General features: G+C 62.7%; 21 protein-coding genes. 9 read left to right on the top strand and 12 right to left on the bottom strand.

All coding sequences use genetic code 11. The features are described 5' to 3' along the window. Positions 1-70: 70 nt before the first annotated feature. The 5 genes from OCL88_RS19085 to OCL88_RS19065 form a co-directional block, all read right to left on the bottom strand. Positions 71-1,150 (bottom strand): LacI family DNA-binding transcriptional regulator, encoded by a 1,080-nt coding sequence (locus OCL88_RS19085; RefSeq protein WP_264963560.1) that lies wholly within the window; start codon positions 1,148-1,150, stop codon positions 71-73. A gap of 38 nt (positions 1,151-1,188) precedes the next feature. Further along, positions 1,189-2,094: a carbohydrate ABC transporter permease gene (locus OCL88_RS19080; protein WP_166186963.1), complete on the bottom strand. Its 906-nt coding sequence runs from the start codon at positions 2,092-2,094 to the stop codon at positions 1,189-1,191. Continuing rightward, positions 2,091-2,972 (bottom strand): carbohydrate ABC transporter permease, encoded by an 882-nt coding sequence (locus tag OCL88_RS19075; RefSeq protein ID WP_021471692.1) that lies wholly within the window; start codon positions 2,970-2,972, stop codon positions 2,091-2,093. The genes OCL88_RS19080 and OCL88_RS19075 overlap by 4 nt, the downstream gene beginning before the upstream one ends. A 64-nt stretch (positions 2,973-3,036) precedes the next feature. Beyond that, a complete protein-coding gene (locus OCL88_RS19070; protein ID WP_264963559.1) occupies positions 3,037-4,374 on the bottom strand; it encodes an ABC transporter substrate-binding protein in 1,338 nt (445 codons plus the stop codon). 47 nt (positions 4,375-4,421) lie between these two features. After that, positions 4,422-5,867 (bottom strand): GH32 C-terminal domain-containing protein, encoded by a 1,446-nt coding sequence (locus OCL88_RS19065; protein WP_264963558.1) that lies wholly within the window; start codon positions 5,865-5,867, stop codon positions 4,422-4,424. 234 nt (positions 5,868-6,101) lie between these two features. Here OCL88_RS19065 and OCL88_RS19060 point away from each other — a divergent pair, with 234 nt between their 5' ends. After that, a complete protein-coding gene (locus OCL88_RS19060; protein WP_264963557.1) occupies positions 6,102-7,661 on the top strand; it encodes a glycoside hydrolase family 32 protein in 1,560 nt (519 codons plus the stop codon). Between the two features lie 15 nt (positions 7,662-7,676). On the opposite strand, the gene OCL88_RS19055 is transcribed toward OCL88_RS19060, so the two are convergent. From OCL88_RS19055 to ilvD, 3 genes are all read right to left on the bottom strand, one after another. After that, positions 7,677-7,910, bottom strand: coding sequence for a DUF6480 family protein (locus OCL88_RS19055; protein ID WP_264963556.1), 234 nt, complete (start codon positions 7,908-7,910; stop codon positions 7,677-7,679). A gap of 120 nt (positions 7,911-8,030) precedes the next feature. Beyond that, the gene (locus OCL88_RS19050; protein ID WP_264963555.1) at positions 8,031-8,951 is read right to left on the bottom strand and encodes an NADP-dependent oxidoreductase; all 921 of its coding nucleotides are present in this window, start codon (positions 8,949-8,951) and stop codon (positions 8,031-8,033) included. A 37-nt stretch (positions 8,952-8,988) separates the two neighbouring features. Further along, entirely contained in the window at positions 8,989-10,851 is a 1,863-nt protein-coding gene (gene ilvD / locus OCL88_RS19045; protein ID WP_264963554.1) for a dihydroxy-acid dehydratase, read from the bottom strand. Positions 10,852-10,937: 86 nt separating this feature from the next. Here ilvD and OCL88_RS19040 point away from each other — a divergent pair, with 86 nt between their 5' ends. Together OCL88_RS19040 and OCL88_RS19035 are read left to right on the top strand one after the other, a co-directional pair. Continuing rightward, positions 10,938-11,765 carry a helix-turn-helix transcriptional regulator gene (locus OCL88_RS19040; protein WP_264963553.1) on the top strand — a complete coding sequence of 276 codons (828 nt, stop codon included), beginning with the start codon at positions 10,938-10,940 and terminating at the stop codon, positions 11,763-11,765. A 138-nt stretch (positions 11,766-11,903) separates the two neighbouring features. Beyond that, a complete protein-coding gene (locus tag OCL88_RS19035; protein ID WP_264963552.1) occupies positions 11,904-12,443 on the top strand; it encodes a hypothetical protein in 540 nt (179 codons plus the stop codon). Here OCL88_RS19035 and OCL88_RS19030 read toward each other — a convergent pair. From OCL88_RS19030 to OCL88_RS19020, 3 genes are all read right to left on the bottom strand, one after another. Beyond that, the gene (locus tag OCL88_RS19030; RefSeq protein WP_264963551.1) at positions 12,440-13,180 is read right to left on the bottom strand and encodes a GAF and ANTAR domain-containing protein; all 741 of its coding nucleotides are present in this window, start codon (positions 13,178-13,180) and stop codon (positions 12,440-12,442) included. The genes OCL88_RS19035 and OCL88_RS19030 overlap by 4 nt on opposite strands. A gap of 67 nt (positions 13,181-13,247) precedes the next feature. Continuing rightward, the gene (locus OCL88_RS19025; protein ID WP_264963550.1) at positions 13,248-13,700 is read right to left on the bottom strand and encodes a hypothetical protein; all 453 of its coding nucleotides are present in this window, start codon (positions 13,698-13,700) and stop codon (positions 13,248-13,250) included. Between the two features lie 118 nt (positions 13,701-13,818). After that, positions 13,819-14,328 (bottom strand): MarR family winged helix-turn-helix transcriptional regulator, encoded by a 510-nt coding sequence (locus tag OCL88_RS19020; protein WP_264963549.1) that lies wholly within the window; start codon positions 14,326-14,328, stop codon positions 13,819-13,821. Positions 14,329-14,511: 183 nt separating this feature from the next. Between OCL88_RS19020 and OCL88_RS19015 the strand changes: the two genes are divergently transcribed. Further along, positions 14,512-15,891 (top strand): MFS transporter, encoded by a 1,380-nt coding sequence (locus OCL88_RS19015; protein WP_410868398.1) that lies wholly within the window; start codon positions 14,512-14,514, stop codon positions 15,889-15,891. A 69-nt stretch (positions 15,892-15,960) separates the two neighbouring features. On the opposite strand, the gene OCL88_RS19010 is transcribed toward OCL88_RS19015, so the two are convergent. Then, positions 15,961-17,055, bottom strand: coding sequence for a LacI family DNA-binding transcriptional regulator (locus tag OCL88_RS19010; protein WP_264963548.1), 1,095 nt, complete (start codon positions 17,053-17,055; stop codon positions 15,961-15,963). Positions 17,056-17,276: 221 nt separating this feature from the next. On the opposite strand from OCL88_RS19010, the gene OCL88_RS19005 reads away from it, so the two are divergent. The 5 genes from OCL88_RS19005 to OCL88_RS18985 all read left to right on the top strand — a co-directional run bounded on the left by OCL88_RS19005 (position 17,277) and on the right by OCL88_RS18985 (position 21,964). Then, a complete protein-coding gene (locus OCL88_RS19005; protein ID WP_264963562.1) occupies positions 17,277-18,101 on the top strand; it encodes an ABC transporter substrate-binding protein in 825 nt (274 codons plus the stop codon). Positions 18,102-18,186: 85 nt separating this feature from the next. Continuing rightward, the gene (locus OCL88_RS19000; RefSeq protein ID WP_021471708.1) at positions 18,187-18,975 is read left to right on the top strand and encodes an amino acid ABC transporter permease; all 789 of its coding nucleotides are present in this window, start codon (positions 18,187-18,189) and stop codon (positions 18,973-18,975) included. Continuing rightward, entirely contained in the window at positions 18,972-19,769 is a 798-nt protein-coding gene (locus OCL88_RS18995) for an amino acid ABC transporter ATP-binding protein (RefSeq protein WP_319951668.1), read from the top strand. Before OCL88_RS19000 ends, OCL88_RS18995 begins: the two co-directional genes overlap by 4 nt. Next, positions 19,769-20,812 carry a Gfo/Idh/MocA family oxidoreductase gene (locus OCL88_RS18990; RefSeq protein WP_264963547.1) on the top strand — a complete coding sequence of 348 codons (1,044 nt, stop codon included), beginning with the start codon at positions 19,769-19,771 and terminating at the stop codon, positions 20,810-20,812. Before OCL88_RS18995 ends, OCL88_RS18990 begins: the two co-directional genes overlap by 1 nt. Before the next feature lie 39 nt (positions 20,813-20,851). Further along, positions 20,852-21,964 (top strand): NAD(P)/FAD-dependent oxidoreductase, encoded by a 1,113-nt coding sequence (locus tag OCL88_RS18985; protein ID WP_264963546.1) that lies wholly within the window; start codon positions 20,852-20,854, stop codon positions 21,962-21,964. Positions 21,965-22,014: the final 50 nt, after the last annotated feature.

Here is a 22,014-nt window from a genome sequence, read left to right as displayed (position 1 = left end):
GCGCGACGGCGGCTGGTCACCTTGGGGTGACCAGCCGCCGTCGCGCGTTGAGAACCTGGGGCTTGAGGGACTAAGCCTTCGACGGCACGGCCACCGAGGCGCGTTCGATCGCAGGGCATTCGATTTTGAGGGCTGAGTCCACCGGCGCTTCATCCAGGCCGAGCAGGAGCCGCACGCCCGCCGCGCCAAGTTCATAATGCGGCAAGGATACGGTGGAGAGCGGTGGCCGGAGGTGGGCGGCGATGACTTCCTGGTTGTCGAAGCCCACTACGGCGATGTCCTCCGGAATGGACAGTCCTTGCTCCCGGAGGCCGTCGTAGAGACCCATGGCCATGCGGTCGTTGTAGCAGTAGACGGCAGTGACGCCGCGTTTCAGCAGTTCCGCCGTGGCGCCGTAGCCGCCTTCCTGGTCGGGGTACGCCTCAAGGACGAGGTCAGGATCGAACGCGATTCCGGCCGCTTCCAACGCAGCCCGGTAGCCCTTCAACCGCCCGTCCCTGGCCGGGGCCGGAGTGGTGGCGTTGATGAAGGCGATGCGCCGGTGGCCACCACGGATGAGGATTTCGGTGGCCGTTTGTCCGCCCTGGGCTTCGTCAGGCACCACTGCCCGTGCCGCGCCGGGCAGTGGCGAGAAGCAGTTGACCAGCACGAAGTCTGCTTCGCGGAGCGTCTCCGGAATGTCGGTGGTCCGGTGGAACCAGGTGGAGTACAGGATGCCGCGGACCTTGTACTCCAGCATCATGTTGATGGCGTCGTTCTCGAGGTCGAGGTTGCCCTCGGTGTTGGCAATCAACAGGGCGTAACCGTGTTTCCAGGCCTCGTCCTGTGCTCCGTGGATGATTTGGCCGGCGAAGGGCGTGGTGGCGACACCATCGGCCACCAGTCCGATGAACTTCGAGGTTCCGCTCACCAGGGTCTTGGCCATGGCGTTGGGGCGGTAACCAAGGGCGCGGATGGCCGTTTTGACGCGTTCCCGGGTTTCCTCCGCGATGCGGGCGTTCTTCTTTTTATTGATGACCAGGGAGACCGTGGCGGTGGAAACGCCTGCAGCTTCTGCCACTTCGCGGAGGGTCACCGGATGTGCGCGGCTGGTTCCGACAGGAGCGTCGTGGGTTGCCGGCGTGCCTGGATCTTTCTCCTGCGAAATCATCTGCCCTCCATCAGGAGTATATCCATGCGTTGCAGGCGTCATCCTTTGTTCGCCCCGCTCTCCAAGCCTTGGATCATGGCTTTGTTCAGGACGAGGAACACCAGGAGCAGCGGCGTGATGGTGACGCAGACAGCGGCGAAGGTGGCGGTCCAGTCCACCTTGCCCATGGCGCCGATGTAATTCTGCAGACCGAGCGGGATGGTCTTCAGCTCTTCGGAGAGGACGAACGTGTTGGCGAAGATGAAGTCGTTCCAAATGAAGATGCTGTTGACCAGCACCACCGTAACCACCGTGTTCAAGGACAGCGGCAACGTGATGAGGCCGAAGATCCGGTACGGCCCGGCGCCGTCCAGGGACGCAGCCTCATAGGTTTCGCGCGGGATGTATTCGAAGAAGGAGGAAAAGAGGTAAATGGACATCGGCAGGGCGAACCCGGCCAGCGGAATGATCATCGACTGGTACGTATCCAGCAGGTTCACCGCTGAGTAATCAATAAACAACGGGACCAAAGCGATCTGTACCGGGACGATGATGCCGATCAGGAACAGGCCGCGGACGAACCTGCTGAACCTGAATCCGAGGACCTGGATGGCATAGGCGGCCATCATGCCGAAGAGGACGATCAGCACGTTGGCGCCCATGGTCACGATGAAGCTGTTGAGGATGTTCCTGCCGAGGTCCCCGGTCTGGAACGCCCGGGCATAGTTGTCCCACGTCAGCGCGCCCGGCAAGGCGAACGGATCGCCCGTCGCAAAGTCGTGCTCGGTCCGCAGGCTGGTAAGGAACAGCCAGGCCAGTGGGTAGACCTGGACGATCACGATCAGCATGATCAGCACCCGGGAGAGCGTCCGGTACAGGTTCGGCTTGCGCCGCCGTCGTGTTGGAACCGGCGACGGCGGTTTGGTGGCCGTCGGTCGGGAGGCAGGTGCTGTCTGGGCGATCATGAGTCAGCCTTCCGCTTGAGCATGAACAGAATGAGGCCGACGGCCACCAGGCACTCGATCACGATGAACACAGAGATGGTGCTGGCGTAGCCGAAGTCGGTACTGGTGAAGGCGGTCTTGTACATGTAGGTGGTGAGCAGCTCGGACGATTGGCCGGGACCGCCGTTGGTCATGAGGTAGGGAATGTCGAAGCCGCGCAGCCCGTACGTGGTGGCCATGATGGTGGTGGTGATCCACACCGGTCGGATGTACGGGAAGCGGATCTTGGTGAAGAGCGTCCACCGCGAGGCCCCGTCCAGGACTGCAGCTTCCTCGAGCTCCTTGGGGACCGCAATCAAGGCAGCGTAGATAATCAGCATGTAGAGGCCCGTGAACCGCCACCCTTCCGGCGCAGAAACTGCGGCCAGGACGGTGTTCACGTCGGACAACCATGCTTTTTCCAGGCTGCCCAGCCCGATCCAGTGCAACAGCTGATTAAGCAGGCCGACCGGATCGATCGAGTAGATACGGACAAAGAGGAAGGCGATGGCCACGGTGGAGATGACGGCAGGGAGAAGGTAGAGGGTCTTGATGAGTTCCCTGCCCCGCGTCAGTGACAGCAGCAGGCTCGCCACTACCAGCGCTCCGCCGAGCTGGAGCACCAGGCAGATGGCCAGGTAGATCAGTGCGTTCCCGAAGGACCGCCAGAAAATATCGTCCGCTGTCAGCATACGGATGTAGTTTTCGAGACCCACGAACTCCATGTCGCTGATGCCGTTCCAGGAGAAGAAGCTCAGGAACAGGGACTGGAGGATCGGGAAGAGCACTGCCGCGCCGTAAAGAAGCAGCGGCGGAAGCAGGAAGACCAGGACTGAGGTCTTGGACCTGTTGGGAAGCATGGTGTGGCCTTTCGGGCGGGGAACCGGCCGGTCCCCCGCCGCTGGGATCTATGTGCAGAACTGCCTATTTGAAGAACTTCGGCGCGTTCTGCGCGATGGTCTGGTCCATGGTGCTGGTGAACTGCTCGGGCGTGATGTTCCCTTGCACCAGGAGGACGAGTTCCTGCTGGAGCCTTCCGTTGGTGGTGGGGTCCAGCTGCGTGTCCCACGGCATGGCCTGCTTCGACCCCAGGTCACTGGCAGCGTCCAAGGCCTTCTTGTACAACGGCGTGGCGTTGGCCGGGACGGTGGTTTCCACGTTGGTGGTGGGTGACAGTGCGCCGGTGGCTGCGTATTCCGCCGGGTACTTCTGCAGCGCAAATTTCAGGAAGTCGCTGACCAGCGGATCGTAGGTCTTGGAGTTCACGGCCATGCCGATGCCGGAGGGGGAAACATACTCATTGGCGGCCGTCACGGAATTCGCGGTGGTGGGCAGCGTGAAGAAGTCGATGTCGTTCCGCACGGCGGGGTTCAGTTTGTCGGTCGCCAGGCTGGGAAGCTCCCACGTGCCGATGTTGTACATGGCCGCCTGCCCGGACGTGAACTGGTTTTGCGCGTCTGAGTAGCCTTGGGCTGAGAAGCCGTCCTGGAAGCATTTGGCCTTGCCCAGCCCGGACATCCAGTTCACTGCCTTCTGCCCGGCAGGATCGCTGAACTTGGCTTCGCCCTTCTTGAGCTTCTGCACGAAGTCGGGGCCGGCCTCCCGGAAGGGCTGGTAGGCCACGTACCTCTCCAGCGGCCACTGGTCCTGCCCGTCAATCGCGATCGGGGTGATGCCTGCGTTCCGCAGTGCCGTACACATGGCCGGAAAGTCGTCGAGCGACTTCGGGACGGTAACTCCTGCTTTCTCCAGCAGGGCTTTGTTGTACCAGAAGAATTCGAGCTCGAACTGGAACGGAATCATGTACAGCGAACCGTCGTCGAAGCGTTGGTAGTCCAAGGCTCCCGGACGGTAGTCGTCGTAGAGGTCCAGGGATTTGAGCAGTTTGTCTGCGTCCAGCATCTTGCCCTGCTTGGCCAACTGCTGCGCGAACGGGGTGGCATCGGTGTCAAACAGTTCCGGAAGCTTGTTGGCTGCCGCAAGGGTCTCGAGTTTTTGGATGTAGGAAGGGCGGTCCGGGGTGGTGATGAGGTTCAAAGAGAACCCGGGGTGGTCCTTGGCGTAGTCATCGGCCAGCTTCTTCATGATGTTGATGACTGCGCCGTCGGCGGGCCTGGACAGCAGCCAGGAGATTTCGCGGGGTTTGACCTCGCCGGTGGGGCTCACGTCGGTGGGGTTGCCGGCGCTGCCTCCCCCTGCGCAGGCCGTCAGTGCCAGAGCTGCTGCAGCAGCGACCGCTGCTGCGCGGAATAGCTTCTTCATGGGGATTTGTCTCCCTTGACTCGTTGGGTATGGGACGGAGATGTGAATCAGTTGTCAGTGCGTTGGCGGACGTCGAATTCGACGACGGTGGCGGAACCTTCACCGGCAAAAATTCCGATGCGTCCGCTGGGGCGGTCATAGATTCTTGCGCTCAGCGCAACCTGGCGGTCGACGACGGCGACGCACAGGTCGCCGTCGACTATCACCTCGAGCGTGTGCTCGCCCGGGGCCAGGTGGCAGGGCCGTTCCAGCTCGAGTTCGTAAGGGACGTCGCCGGAGACGTGCCACTGCGCGTCGCCGGTCACCTCACGCGGCCAGCGGTCGAAGACGAGGCGCCCGCGCCGCGGCTCCAGCCGGAGAACATAGGACGCGTCGCCGTCGTCGCTGGAACGGAGCAGTAGCCCGCATTCGGTGGTGTCGGGGGCGATGTCCAGGACTGCTTTGGCGTAGAAACGGGAGGGCAGGTCCTCCGCGGAAATGATCGCGGAGTAGCTGTCAGGCGCACGCAATTCAGTCGGCAGTGCCTCGGCCAGCGATACGGGGACTTCTTCCCAGAAACTGTCCACCAGTTCATCGGCGAATCCGAAGCCGAGCGTCCCGTCCGGGTTTTGGCGGGCTTCCAGGACGGACATGGTGCCCGCCCACTGCCACGGACCGTCGTCGCGGTTTCCTTCCTTGCTGGCGATCCACCCAAAGAAGAAGCGGCGGCCGTCACGGCAAGCGCTCTTGGAGGCGTAGAACGCACGGCCATCGATGCTGTCCAAGGCCGGAACTTCCCAGGGCCCGTCCGGGCTCTTGGCCATGCGGTACCGGGTGGTGAAGGACTCCGAGAACTCGGAGTACACCAGGTACCACCAGTCACCCCACTGGAAGACGTCCGGGCATTCGTGGGTGATGTAGCGTCGTGGATCCCAGAACGGATCGGTGTACTCCCAGGTCACCAGATCTGTGGAAACGCACTGGGCAATCACTCCACGACGGCGGTCCGGACCGGTTGCGTGACGGGCGGCGATCAGCATGCGCCATACGGGTTGTGCCGGGTCGGAGTCGTCCCGGAAGACGAAGGGATCGCGCCAATCGCCGGATTCGTACCCTTCCGGAGCGCCGAATGTATCCTCCGGGTGCTTGGTCCAGGTGCGCATCCCGTCGCTGCTGGTTGCGCGCATGACCAGCTGGAGCGGCAGCCCGTCCGGACCCAGCCGATGCGGGTTCTGGCCTGTGTAGAAGAGGTGGTGGGTGCCGTCGTCGTCAACCACCACGCTGCCCGTGTAGGCGTTGAAGTCCGGCTCCTGCGTGCTGCCGTGCTGCAGCGCAGCACCGTGATACTCGAACTGGGTGAGGTCCTTGGTGGTGACCAGGTGCCAGGACGTACCCGGTTTGGGGGTAGCCCGCTCCTCGTGGAGGTAGAAGAGCCAGAACTCTCCGTCTTTCTCGAAAGGGATAAGGTCCCCTACCCATGCACCTTCGGGTTGGAAGAACACTGAGCGTTTCATCTGCGCTGACCTACATTCTGCTAAAGCGTTTGATCACGATGAAGGTAGCTCTGCGGAGCTCTATTGGTCAAGCGTTTTAGCAAGAAAATAATAAATGAGCTAAAACGCTTGACCACCCATCACGAATGACGTTAGTGTCCCTTCCATCCGCCGCGTCCTTGACGCTTCCCGCTGCCGTCTTTGGGCAGCCACCGCCGCGGTCTCAACCAATGAATGCTTGAGAGGAACCACTTCATGACCCTCGAATTCTCACGACGGGCAGTCCTGCAAGGAACCGGTGCCGGCGCTTTGGCGCTCCTGATGTCCGGCTCTGCCGCTGGAGCTTCGCACGCTTCACGGTCGTTGCGGGCCGTTTACCACATGACGCCGCCCTCAGGATGGCTGTGCGATCCGCAAAGACCCGTCTACACCAACGGCGCCTACCAGCTCTACTACCTGCACTCGGACATCAACAACGGCCCGGGTGGCTGGGACCACGCGACCACCACTGATGGTGTTTCGTTCACCCATCACGGAACCGTGCTCCCGCTGACGCCGAATTTTCCCGTGTGGTCCGGTTCAGCCGTGATCGACTCAGCCAACACGGCAGGCTTTGGTGCGGGAGCCGTCGTCGTACTGGCTACCAAGCCAACCGACGGCATCCGCAAGTACCAGGAGCAGTACCTCTACTGGTCGGTCGACGGCGGGTATACGTTCACTTCCCTGCAGGATCCCGTGATCGTCAACACCGACGGCCGGACGGCCGTCACTGCGGCGGAGATCGAAAACGCCGAATGGTTCCGTGATCCAAAGATCCACTGGGATGCCGCGCGCGGGGAATGGGTATGCGTGATTGGCCGGGCACGGTACGCCGCGTTCTACACCTCGGCGAATCTCCGTGATTGGCAGTGGCGGTCCAACTTCGACTACCCGAACCACGCGCTTGGGGGCATCGAATGTCCGGACCTCTTCGAGATGACCGCCGACGACGGCACCCGGCATTGGATTTTCGCGGCCAGTATGGACGCCTACAGCATCGGGCTGCCCATGACCTATGCATATTGGACCGGCAACTGGAACGGAACGGAATTCCTGGCGGACGACCTGACCCCGCAGTGGCTGGACTGGGGCTGGGACTGGTACGCGGCGGTGACCTGGCCATCCTTGGATGCACCGGAAACCAAACGGCTCGCCACAGCATGGATGAACAACTGGAAGTACGCCGCGCGCGATGTTCCCACGGACGTCACTGACGGCTACAACGGCCAGAACTCCATCACCCGGGAGCTTACTTTGGAACGCCAGGGTGGAGGCTGGTACTCCCTCCTTAGCAGTCCCGTCTCTTCCCTGAGCAGCTACGTTACCGGCACTACGAGCATTCCGGACCACACCGTCAACGGCAGCTTCGTGGTGCCGTGGAACGGGCGCGCCTACGAGCTGGAGCTGGACATTGCGTGGGACACCGCCGCGAACGTCGGAGTGTCAGTGGGGCGGTCCGCCGACGGATCCCGGCACACCAACATCGGAAAGTACGGCGGGGACCTATATGTTGACCGGGCTCCATCCGACCTGGCCGGCTATTCGCTGGTCCCCTACACCCGGGCGGCCGCCCCGATCGATGCAAACGCGAAGTCTGTACATCTGCGCATCTTCGTGGATACCCAAAGCGTGGAGGTGTTCGTCAATGCCGGCCACACGGTCTTGTCGCAACAAGTGCACTTTGACGACGGCGACACGGGCATATCCTTCTACGCCGACGGCGGCCCGGCGACGTTCTCCGGCATCACCATCAAGGAGTTCGGGAATCCAATCTGAGCGCGGGCGATCCAATCAGTCAAAGAACCCCACGATGTAGCCGATGAAGTAGAGCAAGGACATCAGGACCACGACGCCGATCACGGCAATCCAGAAGACTTGCGTGGATTTTTTGGTTCCGTGCTCTTCGTGCCCCTGCGGTCCGGCAGTGGATGCTTCCCCGGGCGGGGTTTCTCCCGGAGGAACTCCCCCGCCGGGCTCCAGGCCTGTGATGTTCTCTTCGTACGGATCCGGGTTGGCGCCTGACATTGGTTCTCCCTTGCTGCAGCCTGGGCTGGGTACGGCTTACCTTGTCCCGTACCCAGCCCTGCAGCAGTCAAAACACCCGGACCCTGCGAAAACGGTCCGCAATCAGGCCACGGAAAGCTTTCAGTCCACTGAAAGCACGATCTTGCCGCGGGTGTGGCCTTCCATGTTCAGCCTGAAAGCATCCGCGGCCTCTGCCAAGGGGAAAACCTTGGCCACCTCGACGCGGAACTTTTTGTCATCAACCAAGTCGGCCAGTTCCTGCAGGTCGGCACCGACAGGGCTTACCCACATCCACGTGCCGCCGTGCTCCTCAACGTCGCTGTCCGCGATCGAGGCGTGACGTCCGCCGTCGGCCAATACCTGCAGAGTCGCATCGAGGTTTCCACCCGCGAAATCAGCAACGACGTCCACCCCGTCCGGGCTCAGCGCCCGGACCCGCGCGGCAAGTCCTTCACCGTAAGCCACCGGCTCCGCACCCAAGGACCGCAGGAACCCGTGGTTCTTCTCCGACGCAGTAGCGATGACCTTGGCACCCCAGGAGTCGGCGATCTGGATGCCCAAGGAACCAACGCCACCGGAGCCGCCGTGGATCAGGACGGTCTCCCCGGCCTTCACTTCCAAGCGCCGCAACACCTGGAACGCCGTCAACCCGGCCAGCGGAAGCCCCGCAGACTCGTTCCAGTCCAGGGACTTCGGCTTGCGGGCCAAGAGCCGCTCCGGCAGGGCAATATACTCGGCGAAACTGCCGCCGTGAACAAAATCCTTCCGGCCGTACGCAATCACTTCATCTCCCGGAGCGAACTTCCGCGAATCAATTCCCACCGACTCGACGATGCCCGCTACGTCCCACCCCGGAATCGCCGGAAACTGGAGGTCCATTACACCGTCGAGGTAACCGGCCATGATCTTCCAGTCCACGGGATTGACCGAAGCTGTCTTGACCTTGACCAGGACCATTCCCGGCCCGACCTTCGGTTGTGGCTGTTCCGTCAGCTCGAGGACATCCGGATTTCCGTACTTGCTGTAGGTGATTGCTTTCATGTTTAGTGCCAACGGGTGGGGCGGCGTGGGTATTCCGCTAGAGGTTTTCCACCAGCGAGACATCGCGCACTGCGCCCTTGTCCGCAGACAGGGCCATCGCGGCATAGGCGCGCAGGGCCGGGGATACCTGGCGGTCCCGGTTCTTGGGCTTGAAGCCTCCGTTGACCAGCAGCTTCTCGCGGCGTTCGGCGAGGATCTCCTCGGACACCTGCAGCTGCAAAGAGCGCTGCGTGATGTCGATGCTGATGATGTCACCGTTCTCGACCAAGGCGATGTCGCCGCCGGAAGCGGCTTCCGGGGAGATGTGACCGATCGACAGCCCGGACGTGCCACCCGAGAAACGTCCGTCGGTGATGAGGGCGCACTTCTTGCCGAGGCCACGGCCCTTGAGGAACGACGTCGGGTACAGCATTTCCTGCATGCCCGGACCGCCGCGGGGGCCTTCGTAGCGGATGACCACCACGTCGCCTTCCTTGACCGTCTTGTTCAGGATCATCTCTACTGCTTCGTCCTGGGACTCGCAGACAATTGCCGGCCCTTCGAACTTCCAGATGGACTCGTCCACGCCGGCGGTCTTCACGACGGCGCCGTCCACGGCAATGTTGCCGCGCAGCACAGCCAGGCCGCCGTCCTTGGAGTAGGCGTGTTCCACGGAGCGGATGCAGCCATCCTCGGCGTCAGTGTCCAGGGAAGTCCATTCGTTCGACTGCGAGAACGCCGTGGAGGAGCGTACGCCACCGGGCGCCGCGTGCCACAGCGCCTTTGCCTCCTCGGTGGCCTTGCCGCCGCGGATGTCCCAGTCATCCAGCCAGCCATCCAGGTCTGCGGAGTGTACGGAGTGCACGTTCTTGTGCAGGAGACCGCCGCGGTTCAGCTCACCCAGCAGGGCGGGGATGCCGCCGGCCCGGTGGACGTCTTCCATGTAGTAGGTCTTGTTCCCGGCAACGTTCGGGGCCACCTTGGCAAGGCAAGGCACCTGGCGGGACTTGGCGTCCATCTCGGCCAAGCCGTAGTCCACGCCCGCTTCCTGGGCTGCGGCCAGCAGGTGGAGGATGGTGTTGGTGGAGCCGCCCATGGAGATATCCAGGGCCATGGCGTTGTCAAAAGCCTCGGCGGTGGCGATGTTGCGCGGCAGTACAGAGTCGTCGTCGCCGTCGTAATAGCGCTTCACGAGCTCGACGATCGTGGCGCCGGCCTTCTCGTAAAGGGCTTTGCGGGCCGTGTGGGTGGCGAGCACGGAGCCGTTGCCGGGCAAGGCAAGCCCGATTGCCTCGGCGAGGCAGTTCATGGAGTTGGCCGTGAACATACCGGAGCAGGAGCCGCACGTGGGGCAGGCGTTTTCCTCGATGAGGTTGATGTCTTCGTCGGAGATGGACTCATCAACGGCGTCGGCAATGGCGTTCACCAGGTCCAGGGAGCGCACGGAACCGTCAGTCAGGGTCACGCGGCCGGCCTCCATGGGGCCACCGGACACAAAGACAACAGGAATGTTCAGGCGCAATGCTGCCATGAGCATACCCGGGGTGATTTTGTCGCAGTTGGAGATACAGACCAGGGCGTCGGCGCAGTGCGCGTTGACCATGTACTCCACGGAGTCGGCAATCAGGTCGCGGGACGGCAGGGAGTAGAGCATGCCTGAGTGGCCCATCGCGATGCCGTCGTCCACGGCGATGGTGTTGAATTCGCGGGGCACTGCGCCGGCGGCGAGGATCGCATCGGAGACGATGCGGCCCACGGGGGCGAGGTGGGTGTGACCCGGAACGAACTCAGTGAAGGAGTTGGCCACGGCGATGATCGGCTTTCCGATATCCGAGTTGGCGACGCCGGAGGCACGCAGCAGTGCGCGGGCTCCAGCCATGTTGCGGCCATGGGTAACTGTCTTTGAACGAAGTGCAGGCATGTCTACCATCCTTGTGCTGTTCCGGGATCGGCGGAAGACGGTGCTGCTACTAGTAGTGAAAGTACCATAGTAATAGTGTTGAGTTCGTGAAAGATGAGAGGCGCAAGGAACTGGGGCTCTTCCTCAGGACCCGCCGAAACCAAGCCCTTCGTTCGGACTACGGGCTGCCGCCGGTGGGGCGTTCCCGCGAGCGCGGCCTTCGACGGGAAGAGATCGCGTTCCTCTCCGGCGTCAGCGTCACTTGGTACACGTGGCTGGAGCAGGGCCGGGACATCAGTCCCTCGCGGCAGGTTCTTGAATCCATTGCGAGGGCCCTTCATCTCTCCAACACTGGACTCAGCTACGTGCTTTCCCTGGGCGGGTATTCTTCTGCACTGCCAAAGGGACCCGTCGCGGCCGACGCTCCCGCCCATGTGCAGCGCCTTTTGGACGCATTGGACCCCAACCCCTCCTACGCTTTGTCCCCGGATTGGGGAATTGCCGGCTGGAATCGGGCGTACGAGGCGCTGTATCCCAATATCGGCACCTTTGACGCCTCGGACCGGAACCTGCTGTGGCTGGTCTTCACCGACCCTTTCATCCGCGATCTTCTCCCCGATTGGGACGTCACCAGCAAGCGGTTCCTGGCAGAATTCAGGGCTGAAACGGGGCAACGCCTGGGCGATCCGGATGTCGCGTACCAAGTGAGCCGGCTCAAGGAAGCCAGCCCGGAGTTCCAAGAGAGCTGGGACCGGTACGACATCCTGGGCTTCGAATCCCGCGAGCGCCAGTTTCACCACCCCGCCGTTGGCGTCCTGCACATGGAGCACCACCAGGTCTCGCCGTCGGACAGGCCCGACCTGCACATCGTCGTCTACACGCCGGCGCCGGGGAGCGACGCAGGAGCGCAGATGCAGCGGCTGATGGGAATCTGATCTGCTCGGGGCGACGCGAGGGGCTGCCTTACGGAACCGACTCAGGGACTGGAAAGGAAGTACTAAGTCTGCTTACTATGTTGGCGTGCTGTTGATCGGCACACCCGAATCTTTCCCAATGAAGCAAGGACGGTCATCATGGCAGGAAATCTCTTGGCCCGCTCGATTCATGATCTAACAGCGGCGGCATGGTTCGGAGGATCCCTCATGGGCGCCATTGGCTTGAACGGCGCTGCCGCCGAGGCCACCGATCCGGCCGAACGGACACGCCTGTCCAGCAGGGGCTGGATGAAGTGGGCGCCCATCCAGACCGCGGCCTTCTCCGCACACCTGATGTCCGACCTCGCGATTGCCTGGGAGAACAAGGGACGGATCGCCAAGCAGGACAGCGTAGCGGGGGACACGGTCCTCAAGACCGCGGTCACCGTAGCCGGCGCCGCAGTCACCCTTTACGCGGGCATCCTCGGCAAGAAGGTTGACAAGCTGGCTGACGAGGGCGCCCGGGGCGCAACCGAGCCGCGGCCGGATGCATCAGACGAGCTGAAGGCAGCCCAAAAACAATTGAAAGCACTCCAGTGGGCCATCCCCGCTTTTGCGGGCTGGGTCATCGTGCTAGGTGCCAAGCACGGCGAGATGCAGCGGCCTAAGAATGTGCTTGCCGGGCTGGTGCAGCACTAGTCATCAAAGTGCGTCCTCGCTTCATCGATGTTGCCCGCGAGACTGCGGAGCATGTCGCGGGCAACATCATGAAGCTTTTGGTTGCGGTTCTGGGACGCCCGCAGCATCACCGCAAAGGCTTCTTCCTGCGAACACCGGTTCTGTGACATGACGATGCCCGTCGCGAGGTCGATGACCGTCCTGCGCTCCATGGCCGCCTTCAAATCCTTCGCCAAAAGATCCGCTGTAGCTATACGCAGCGCCAACCTCAAGGCTTGGCCCGCCATATCAGCGAAAGTTACCGCCTCTTCGATGACCCCCTCCGTAAAGAGGCCGGCAACGTCGGAGAAGAAGTTGAGTCCTGCGGAGGCGTCATCGCCCAGTTCCATGGGCACGCCGAGCGCACTGCGTGCACCGGCGACAGTCAGGTTTCGGGCGTACTCCGGCCATCGAGTTTCAGGGGCCGCGTCGCTGATTACTACCGGGACGCCAGTCCTCAAAGCTTCCATGCACGGGCCGTCGTCGAGTCTCTGTTCAATCCCGTCAAGCAGGATGGCGTCATCACTACTGCCGGCTATTGTTGCCGCCCGCTTCCGGCGGTGCAGCGTCACCGCACACTCAACCTGCACCCCAGTGGCCCGCGTTAGGGCCCGCGCAGCGTACATGGTGGTTCCATTCAAGAAACCCTTGAGGTCTTCCTTGCCGTCAATCAACTGATGAAGGCGTTGGAAATCTTCATTCTGCTCGTCGGTTTCCACAGCAATGATCCTAGAAGCAACGATCTAAATTCGCCATTGGATAAGTGGGTTTCTCTGCGGCGACTTGCTAACCCAGGAATTCCTCGAGATCGGGCTCGCTCAAACCCGCAGCCAGCTGCAGGTCACGACCTTGGACTCCGGCCAGCATGGCCTGCCGGATAGCGTGCCCCAATGACTCCTTTGCAGAGTCCATCTCCCATTGCAGCGACTCCACGAGGGCGGCAGCCGTCCAGACGCTGCCCACGAAATCACTGGCCTCCGCGTCCATCCGGAAACCGCAGGAGCACGCCCAAGCCGGCCAGACCTCACCATTGGTGCGACCGCTCGCGACGGGCCCGGGCGACACCGAGAGGGACATTGCGGCTCCACAGTGCATGGGCCCCCGCCCGGCCGCCGGGGCCTGACTTGCCAGCAGTGCCTGCCCAGCTTCCGAAGATTCCGTCAACGTTTCCACCTCGGCAGCTTGCTCCGCCAGGGAAACCAGTTCGATGACGCCGTCCACGGCGTCACCTTCATTCATTGGGCGTTCGTTCGCACCGGGGCCATGCAGTACTGCTGTCATAACAACCACCCAATCTCGCTAATCTGCAAAGTAACTCGATAAACTAGTTATATTGCTTTTTGGGCGGCATGTCCATTCAGGACTTACGAAGCTCCGGAACGCCGAGCTTGCCCACCCCATCAGCGAGCCTGGCGAGGAAGGATGCAACCGCCTCCGCCTCATCCGGAGACAGGGCGTCGGCCTCGGCCGAAATGAGATCGCTCAATGCAGCAAGTGCGGGGTACGGCTCAAGAGCGAGGGAAACGGGACGCAGAATGACCGAACGACGATCACTCGGATGCCTTTCGCGTCGAATGTGGCCCGAGGATTCGAGCCGGTCGATCAGCATAGTGGTGGCTGCAGAGGTAATGCCCAGACGCTCAGTCAAGTCGCGGGGGCTAACAGCCAGCCCGTCCTTTTCGGCGTCAAAGATGATCTGGAGGGCAACGATGTCCGTATCTCCGACGCCGCTCTGCGAGCGATTGCGACGACGCCATTCGTTAATGGCGCGCTGAAGGTCACGAAGGGAAGCCACTGCGTGCGCTCCCGTCACCTTCTGGTCACCGAGGTCGAACCAATCGTCCTGAAAAACGCTTCGCGGATTCATGTCCACTTTCCTAGCTAGCCGTGTATTTCGCGAATCAAGGTTTATCCGGTTTAACGAGGTTACACGGAATCCGGGGCGCCGGCTGTCGGGAGTCCACCTTTTGACGTAACGCAGATCACGAACTATGATTTATGAATCGATTCAACCGCAGCATCCTTGCCAATGACGACTAAGGAGATCCACGTGAGCGTCATGCACCGAAGGGAAACAATTCCCACCCCGGGAGACACCCCGATCGACACCACCCAGGGTCGGAAAGATCCCAAGAAGGCCGCGATGAGCGGTTGGATCGGAAGCGCGCTGGAGTACTACGACTTCGCCTTATACTCCCTGGCAGCCACACTCCTCTTCCCCACCATCTTCTTCCCCACTGAGAACCCGACCGTGGGCATCATCGCCTCCCTTGCCACCTACGCCGTCGGCTATGTTTCACGGCCGCTCGGAGCCGTAGTTCTGGGCGCTTATGGCGACAAGCACGGGCGCAAGAAGGTTTTGGTCTTCGCCATGCTGCTCATGGGCTTCGCGACCTTCGCCGTGGGCCTGCTTCCCACCTATGGACAGGTTGGACTCCTTGCGCCGCTGCTGCTGGTGATCCTGCGCCTCATTCAGGGCTTCGCGGTAGCCGGCGAACTCGGCGGCGCAAGCGCCATGATTGTGGAGCACTCCCCTGATGGGAAACGCGGCTTCTTCGCCAGCTTCAGCCTCCAAGGCACCCAGGTGGGCTCCATCCTTGCCACGGCAGTCCTGATTCCGCTGGCTGCCTTGCTCCCCGAAGAACAGTTCCACTCCTGGGGTTGGCGCCTGCCGTTCCTTCTGAGCGCCTTAGTGATCGTGGCAGGCTATGTCATTCGCCGTCGCGTGCAGGAGCCCCCCGCCTACGTGGCCCAGTCAGGCGACGCGACAGCCAAGCGCCGCTTCCCGCTGGTTGACCTGCTCCGCACGCACCCGTGGGTGCTGGTCCGATGCGTCGCGATGACCTTTACCAACGTGATCGGCATGGCAACCCTCATCTTCGGCGTCTCCTACGCGACGCAAAAGGGCTACGGCATCGGGTTCTCCAGCAGCGAGTTCCTGTGGGTCACCATGGCCGCCAACATCGCCGCCGTCGTCACCATTCCGCTCTTCGGCGCACTGTCCGACCGCATCGGGCGCCGGACCCTCATGGTTGCCGGCGGACTCGCGGGCGGCTTGCTCACCATGGGCTACCTGTATGCGATCCAGCTGGGCAGTCTGCCGCTGGTCTTCGTTTGCGTTGTCATTGTCCAGGGCATCTTCTTCCAAATGTGGAACGGCACGTTCGCCACGTTCTTCCAGGAGCAGTTCCCCATGCGGATCCGTGTGACGGGTTTTGCGGTCTCCCAGAACATCGGCCTCATGATTGCCTCGTTCTTCCCGAGCCTCTTCACCGCAATCGCCCCTCCGGGTTCCAACAACATCCCCATGGTCATCGGATTGACCACACTGGGCATCTGCGCTGTTGCCGCCGTCGCCACGATGCTCTCCGCCGATACGAAGGGCAAGACCCTTGAGGACCTCGAGTCCAGCAACCAGGAAACCCGGTAACAAAGAAGTCCGCTGACAAAGCCGTCGGTGTGGAAGTAAAGCTGCTTCCACACCGATGGCGCTGCCCGTTCAGCTGAGGGACAGTGTCCCCTCCAATGCCGTTCGGGGAGCTCCAACTGATCCGCGCCGGATGAGCCGCGGGTGCAGCTCGGGGCCGGCTGCCGCCGCGGGCCTCCCCTCGATTTTCCGGATCAGCGCCGAGGCAGCAGCCCTGCCCATCTCATACACCGGCTGGGCAATGACTGTGAGCGGCGGAGAGATGAGCCGGGTCCAGGCGAAGTCGTCGTACATGATGAAGGAGATGTCATCCGGAATCCGGAGGGCTGATTCCTGGATTGCTTCAACAACACTGAGCGCGATCAGGCCGTCCGAGGCGATGATGGCCGTGGCGGGGTCCGGACCGGTGACAAGTTCGCGGGCAACGGCCTTGATGGACCCGGCGTCCCCGGCGTTGAGGCGGACCAGGTCAGCGGGAAAAGGAAGACCCTGTTCCTGGAACGCGCGGTGCATACCGTCCACGCGGTCCGAGATCTGCGAAGACTCCAGCACCATTCCCTCGTGGTAGGGCTGCTCCGATTTCAAGGTGGAAACGAACGCTATCCGCAGGTGGCCGAGCCCGATGAGTTCCTTGGTGGACTCATAGGAAACCGGGCCCATGTCCACGGCAAACGTCTCAACCTCCAACCCCTCCGCCGCCCTGTCCAGGAGGACCAGCGGACGCCCGGACTCCTGGACCTCCCGGAGGTGCGGAAAATCCGTGGAGGAAGCGGGCGCGACGATCAATCCGTCCACGCGCTTGTCCAGCAGTACACGGACGGCATCCACTTCAGCCTGCTTCTCCTCGTCGGTGTTGATGAGGATGACGTTGTACCCACTCTTTTTTGCCGTGTCCGTGATGCCGCGGGTGGCGAGGCCGAAGTGCGGGTTTTCGATGTCGCCTACCACCACCCCAAGGGTGTTCGAGCGTCCCGTGTTCATGCTCCGGGCCAACTCGTTGGGACGGTAGCCGAGCTCTTCGGCAGCTGCGAGGACGCGCTCCCGGACGTCATCGCTGACGGCCCCGTAGTTCCCCAAAGCACGCGCTGCTTGTGCTTTGGACACTTGCGCGGCCTTGGCGACGTCGGCAACCGTTACGTCCCGCCGTCGGGATCCTTCAGTGCTCATGTTCACCTTTCACGGGGGTGTTGACGCGGCTTTGTGAGTTCCGCTACATTCGTTCAAACGATGTGAGTCCGGTCTCAATCCTAAGCGGTGAGACCGGACTCAACAAGACTCAACATCGAGCAAGATCTCCCGGCTGCCCCCGACAGCACCGCATCCCTCCCACGATTGGACACGCTGTGATCAAACTGAAGTTCCGCCCCGCTGCGTTCGCAGCCGCAGCAATGGCGGCCGTCATTGCCCTCTCCGGCTGCGGAGGCTCCTCCGCGGGGAGCTCCCCCTCCGCCGACAACCCCTACGGCCTGATCGAACCCGGCACCATCCGGGTCGCAAGCCTTGGCGACTCCAAGCCGTACACCTTCACGGACAGCTCCGGAAACTTCACGGGGTTCGATGTTGAACTCTTCAAGGACGTCGCACACCGCGCCGGAGTGGACAATGTAGTCTTCACCGGACAGGACTTCTCCGGGCTGCTCGCCGCCGTCGCCAACGGCCAATTCGACGTCGGGGTCGCAGCAATCGGCATTACCGACAAGCGCAAGGAAACGGTCGATTTCTCCGAGGGCTACCTGGCCGGCTACCTCACGGTCATCACCACCAAGACCTCGGGCATCAAGGACGTTGACGGGCTCAACGGCAAGCGCCTCGGCGTAGTCCAGGGAACGCTCCAGGAAGCCTACGCGGTGAAGAACTTCACGTCCTCGCAGCTGGTCCGCTTCCCCGACAACAACACGGCCATCTCGGCAGTGAACAGCGGAGCAGTGGACGCGCACTTCCTGGACTACGAAGCCGCCAAGTCCTACCAGGACCAATTTGGCCTGGTCAGCGCCGCGGATATCCCTTCCTTCGATGCCCCTGCCGGCTTCGCGATCGCCAAGAACAAGCCGGAGTTCAAGGAAGCGCTGAACAAGGGGCTCGCCGAGGCCATGGAAGACGGCACGTGGAAGAAGCTCTACCAGAAGTGGTTCCCGGGATCTCCCATGCCGGAGCAGTACCTGCCCACGGCAGAGCAGACTTCCAGCCCCTCCCCAGCTGCCAGCAGCAAGTAATCCAACAGGGCGGGCCGCCACCAGGCACCCTACCGGCGGCCCGCCCGGCAGAAACACAAATCCAACTACCGTCTGAGAGCATTCAATGGATTGGCTCAATACCATCAGCCGCACGTTCTTCGACTTCAACGCCATGGTCGAAGTACTGCCCCAACTCCTCGGAGTTGGCCTCCTCAACACCCTCATCATCTCCATCGCAGCCACCATCCTTGGCGTCGTGATGGGCATGGTGGTGGCCGTCATGGGCATCTCACGCTCAAAGTGGCTCCGCATTCCCGCACGGATCTACACCGACTTGTTCCGCGGCCTGCCCGCCATCCTCACCATCCTCCTGATCGGGCAGGGATTCGCCCGTTTGAGCCAATCGGTCTTCGGGCCCTCCCCTTACCCCCTGGGCATCATCGCCCTGAGCCTCATCGCCAGTGCCTACATCGGAGAAATCTTCCGCGCCGGCATCCTGAGCGTGGACAAGGGCCAGGGCGAAGCCTGCCGGGCCCTGGGCATGAGCTACAGCAAGTCCATGGCCTTGGTTGTGGTGCCGCAAGGTGTGCGCCGCGTACTCCCTGCCTTGGTGAACCAGTTCATCGCCATTGTGAAGGACTCCTCCCTGGTGTACTTCCTGGGGCTGCTGGTCAGCGAGCGCGAACTGTTCAGGGTTGGCCAGGACGCCGCAGTGCTGTCCGGCAATCTCTCACCACTGGTCATGGCAGGCATCTTCTACTTGGTGATCACCGTGCCGCTGACCCACCTCGTCAACTACTTCGACAACAAGTTCCGGACCGGCCGCCGTCGTCCCACAGCCCCGACCAGTGGCCTGAAGGAAGTCAAGGAACTCGACGCGGCTTCGCCGCTCATCTCCGGGAGCAACACGTGAACCTCACCAGCAGCACCAGCGCCGGCACCAGCAAAAGCACCACCACCGCGCCGGACATCGAAAAGTTCAACGGTTCCAGCCTGGAACTGCGAAGCCTGACCATGGCCTACGGCGATGTGGACGTCCTCCGCGATGTCAGCCTCACGGTCGCGCCGGGAACCACCACCTGCATCATCGGCCCCTCCGGCTCCGGCAAGTCCACCCTCCTGCGGGGCGTGAACCGCCTGCATGAGCCAAAGAGCGGCGATGTCCTCTTGGCCGGAGAAAGCGCTCTGCAGGTCAAACCGGACATTCTCCGTGCCAGGATCGGCATGGTGTTCCAGCACTTCAACCTTTTTCCTGACCACACGGCGCTGGACAACGTGGCCTTGGCGCTCTGGAGCGTCAAGGGCATGTCCAAGGCGGAGGCCAGGGAACGGGCGCGGCGCCGGCTTGCGGAAGTAGGCCTGGCTGAACGTGCGGACCACCGCCCGAGGGACCTTTCCGGCGGCCAGCAGCAACGCGTCGCGATTGCCCGCGCGTTGGCCATGGAACCCGAGGTGATGCTTTTCGACGAAGCTACCAGCGCCCTGGACCCGGAGCTGGTCAAAGGCGTCCTGAACCTGATGGCCGGACTTGGACGACGCGGTATGACCATGCTGGTGGTCACCCATGAGATGAACTTCGCCCGCAAGGTTGCGGACCAAGTGGTGTTCATGGACGAAGGAGAAGTTGTGGAGATGGGCCCGCCCACTGAACTGTTCGACAATCCGCGCAGCGAACGCCTGCAGCGGTTCCTTTCGGAAGTCCTGTGATGGGCGCCGCGACCAACGCACCTATTCGCACCGCCGTCGTCGGGTTTGGCGTCTCCGGCAAGGTTTTCCACGCACCGCTGATTGCGGCGGACCCTGCCTACTCGCTGGATGTGATCGTGACGGCGGATCCCCGGCGCGCTGCCGAGGCAGCACGGCTCTACCCGGAAGCACGGATCGTCGGGACGGTTGAGGAATTGTTCGCCTTGTCCGGGCAGCTGGACCTGGTGGTCCTCGGAACCCCGCCACTGACCCATATGGAACTGGGGGCTACGGCAATCGCGCACGGGCTCAACCTGGTGGTGGACAAGCCATTTGTCACCACAGCCGCCCACGGCGAGGAGCTGCTGGCACGGGCGTCCGACGCCGGAGTGCAGCTGACGGTCTTCCAGAACCGCCGGTGGGACGCCGACTTCCTGACGCTGCGGAAGCTGCTGAACGAGGGGGCCCTCGGAGAAGTCCGCACTTTTGAGTCCCGGTTCGAGTGGTGGCGCCCGGAAGGCTTCGGCAATTGGCGTGACTCGGCAACGCTGGCAGAAGGCGGTGGAATCCTCCATGACCTCGGCGCGCACCTGATCGACCAAGCCATCCAGCTGTTCGGCCCCGTTGCGGAGAGCTACGGCGAAACGGCCAACCACGGCCAGCACCCAGAGGCCGCCGACACTGAAGCTTTTGTGTCCCTGCGTCACGAATCGGGCGTCCGTTCCCGGCTATGGATGAACGGCATGGCCGCCCAGGTTGGTCCCCGCTTCCATGTGATTGGCTCAAAGGCCGGGTACACCAAGTGGGGACTGGACGGCCAGGAACCTGCCCTGGCAGCGGGCGTCACGCCGTCGGACCCTTCCTACGGAAGCGAACCCCAGGAGTCCTGGGGGCTTCTGGGAGTGGACGGCTCCGCCGTGCCTGTTCCGCCCGAAAAGGGCAGCTACCCGCGGTTCTATTCAGAACTCGCCGCTCCGCTGCGCGGCCGCGGCCCACTGCCTGTCCAGGCTGCTGAAGCACTTGAGACCCTGCGGGTCATCGAGTCAATCCACGCCTACGCCTGACCCCGCAAGTTTTCCAACCTTGAGATGAAAGGGAGAACCATGTCCTCCACCAAGCACGTTGCCGTCATCGGAGGCGGCATCCTGGGTGTTTCCACCGCTGTCCACCTGCTCCGCGGGGGCGCTTCGGTCACCCTGTTGACCGAGCAGGGCCTGGCCAGCGAAGCCACCGGACGCTCATTGTCCTGGCTCAATTCGGCCGGCGAGCGCTCAACGCCGTACCACCAGCTGCGCGTGGCCGGCGTGGACCGCTACCGCTCCCTGTTCGCGAGCGATCCCACCCGTGAATGGTTGCAGTTTGGCGGGGGCCTCATGTGGAACGCTGCCGGTCAAAAAGAAGCAACCAAGGCACGCCACGCCTACGAGGAATCGATCGGCTACGACTCGAAGCTCCTGGCACCGGAAGACATCGCCAAGGTCACCCCGGGCATCGATTCCGGCGCCGTTCCCGAGAACGCCATCTTCAACCCCGGTGAGGGATGGGTCAGCCTCCCGGACCTGGTGAATTTCCTCATGGAGGAATTCCACGCCTTGAGCGGCCGGCTGGTCCTTAACGCGGGCAAGGTTTCGGTGACGGTCGACGGCGGCAAGGCCACCGGCGTCGAAACCTCCGGCGGTGCCACGTACGCAGCGGACGCGGTCCTCGTGGCGTGCGGCGCGGCTACTCCCGGCGTGGTGAAGCCCCTCGGGGTGAAAATCCCCAATGGTTCGCCCGTGTCCATGCTGGTTGTCACCAAACCGGTGGAGCACCGAGTGACCGCCGTGATGAACACCCCCCGTGCCGCCGTGCGCCCCAACCCCGGCCGGACGTTCGCGCTGGACCATGACTGGTACGAGGAGCACATTACCGAGCACGCCGACGGTTCCTTCACCATCCCGGATGACATCGTCCAGGAACTGGCGGATGAATCGTCCAAGCTGATCGACGGCAACCCGGAGTTGAAGCCTGCGTCGTGGAAGATCGGCTACAAGCCGATCCCGGGCGACGGCGAGCCGGTGTTCGGCGAACTGGGACAGGTGCCCGGCTGCTTTGTTGCGTTCACGCACTCGGGGGCGACGCTGGGGCTGATCGCCGGCGAGTTGCTCTCCGGGGAGATCCTGACGGGCCGGAAGCACCCGATGCTGGCCACGTTCCGTCCGGGCCGCTTCTCCTAGGTGTAATTCCCACGGAGGTTGTGAACGCGGCTGATGGGGGTTTTGCCTCC

It is taken from the genome of Paenarthrobacter sp. PAE-2 (assembly GCF_026013155.1).
In the GTDB taxonomy this organism is placed as follows: domain Bacteria; phylum Actinomycetota; class Actinomycetes; order Actinomycetales; family Micrococcaceae; genus Arthrobacter; species Arthrobacter ureafaciens.
The sequence above is the reverse complement of the archived record's forward strand: the minus strand, read 5'-3'. Positions and strand labels throughout refer to the sequence as shown.

What these genes read in the sequence shown, in the direction of transcription:
- ilvD (WP_264963554.1), bottom strand. Translation starts at nt 10,851, where the DNA reads ATGCCTGCACTTCGTTCAAAGACAGTTACCCATGGCCGCAACATGGCT.
- OCL88_RS19065 (WP_264963558.1), bottom strand. Translation starts at nt 5,867, where the DNA reads ATGAAACGCTCAGTGTTCTTCCAACCCGAAGGTGCATGGGTAGGGGAC.
- OCL88_RS19035 (WP_264963552.1), top strand. Translation starts at nt 11,904, where the DNA reads ATGGCAGGAAATCTCTTGGCCCGCTCGATTCATGATCTAACAGCGGCG.
- OCL88_RS19020 (WP_264963549.1), bottom strand. Translation starts at nt 14,328, where the DNA reads ATGAATCCGCGAAGCGTTTTTCAGGACGATTGGTTCGACCTCGGTGAC.
- OCL88_RS19005 (WP_264963562.1), top strand. Translation starts at nt 17,277, where the DNA reads ATGGCGGCCGTCATTGCCCTCTCCGGCTGCGGAGGCTCCTCCGCGGGG.
- OCL88_RS19025 (WP_264963550.1), bottom strand. Translation starts at nt 13,700, where the DNA reads ATGAATGAAGGTGACGCCGTGGACGGCGTCATCGAACTGGTTTCCCTG.
- OCL88_RS19080 (WP_166186963.1), bottom strand. Translation starts at nt 2,094, where the DNA reads ATGATCGCCCAGACAGCACCTGCCTCCCGACCGACGGCCACCAAACCG.
- OCL88_RS19085 (WP_264963560.1), bottom strand. Translation starts at nt 1,150, where the DNA reads ATGATTTCGCAGGAGAAAGATCCAGGCACGCCGGCAACCCACGACGCT.
- OCL88_RS19010 (WP_264963548.1), bottom strand. Translation starts at nt 17,055, where the DNA reads ATGAGCACTGAAGGATCCCGACGGCGGGACGTAACGGTTGCCGACGTC.
- OCL88_RS19050 (WP_264963555.1), bottom strand. Translation starts at nt 8,951, where the DNA reads ATGAAAGCAATCACCTACAGCAAGTACGGAAATCCGGATGTCCTCGAG.
- OCL88_RS19060 (WP_264963557.1), top strand. Translation starts at nt 6,102, where the DNA reads ATGACCCTCGAATTCTCACGACGGGCAGTCCTGCAAGGAACCGGTGCC.
- OCL88_RS18985 (WP_264963546.1), top strand. Translation starts at nt 20,852, where the DNA reads ATGTCCTCCACCAAGCACGTTGCCGTCATCGGAGGCGGCATCCTGGGT.
- OCL88_RS18990 (WP_264963547.1), top strand. Translation starts at nt 19,769, where the DNA reads ATGGGCGCCGCGACCAACGCACCTATTCGCACCGCCGTCGTCGGGTTT.
- OCL88_RS19075 (WP_021471692.1), bottom strand. Translation starts at nt 2,972, where the DNA reads ATGCTTCCCAACAGGTCCAAGACCTCAGTCCTGGTCTTCCTGCTTCCG.
- OCL88_RS19070 (WP_264963559.1), bottom strand. Translation starts at nt 4,374, where the DNA reads ATGAAGAAGCTATTCCGCGCAGCAGCGGTCGCTGCTGCAGCAGCTCTG.
- OCL88_RS19055 (WP_264963556.1), bottom strand. Translation starts at nt 7,910, where the DNA reads ATGTCAGGCGCCAACCCGGATCCGTACGAAGAGAACATCACAGGCCTG.
- OCL88_RS19000 (WP_021471708.1), top strand. Translation starts at nt 18,187, where the DNA reads ATGGATTGGCTCAATACCATCAGCCGCACGTTCTTCGACTTCAACGCC.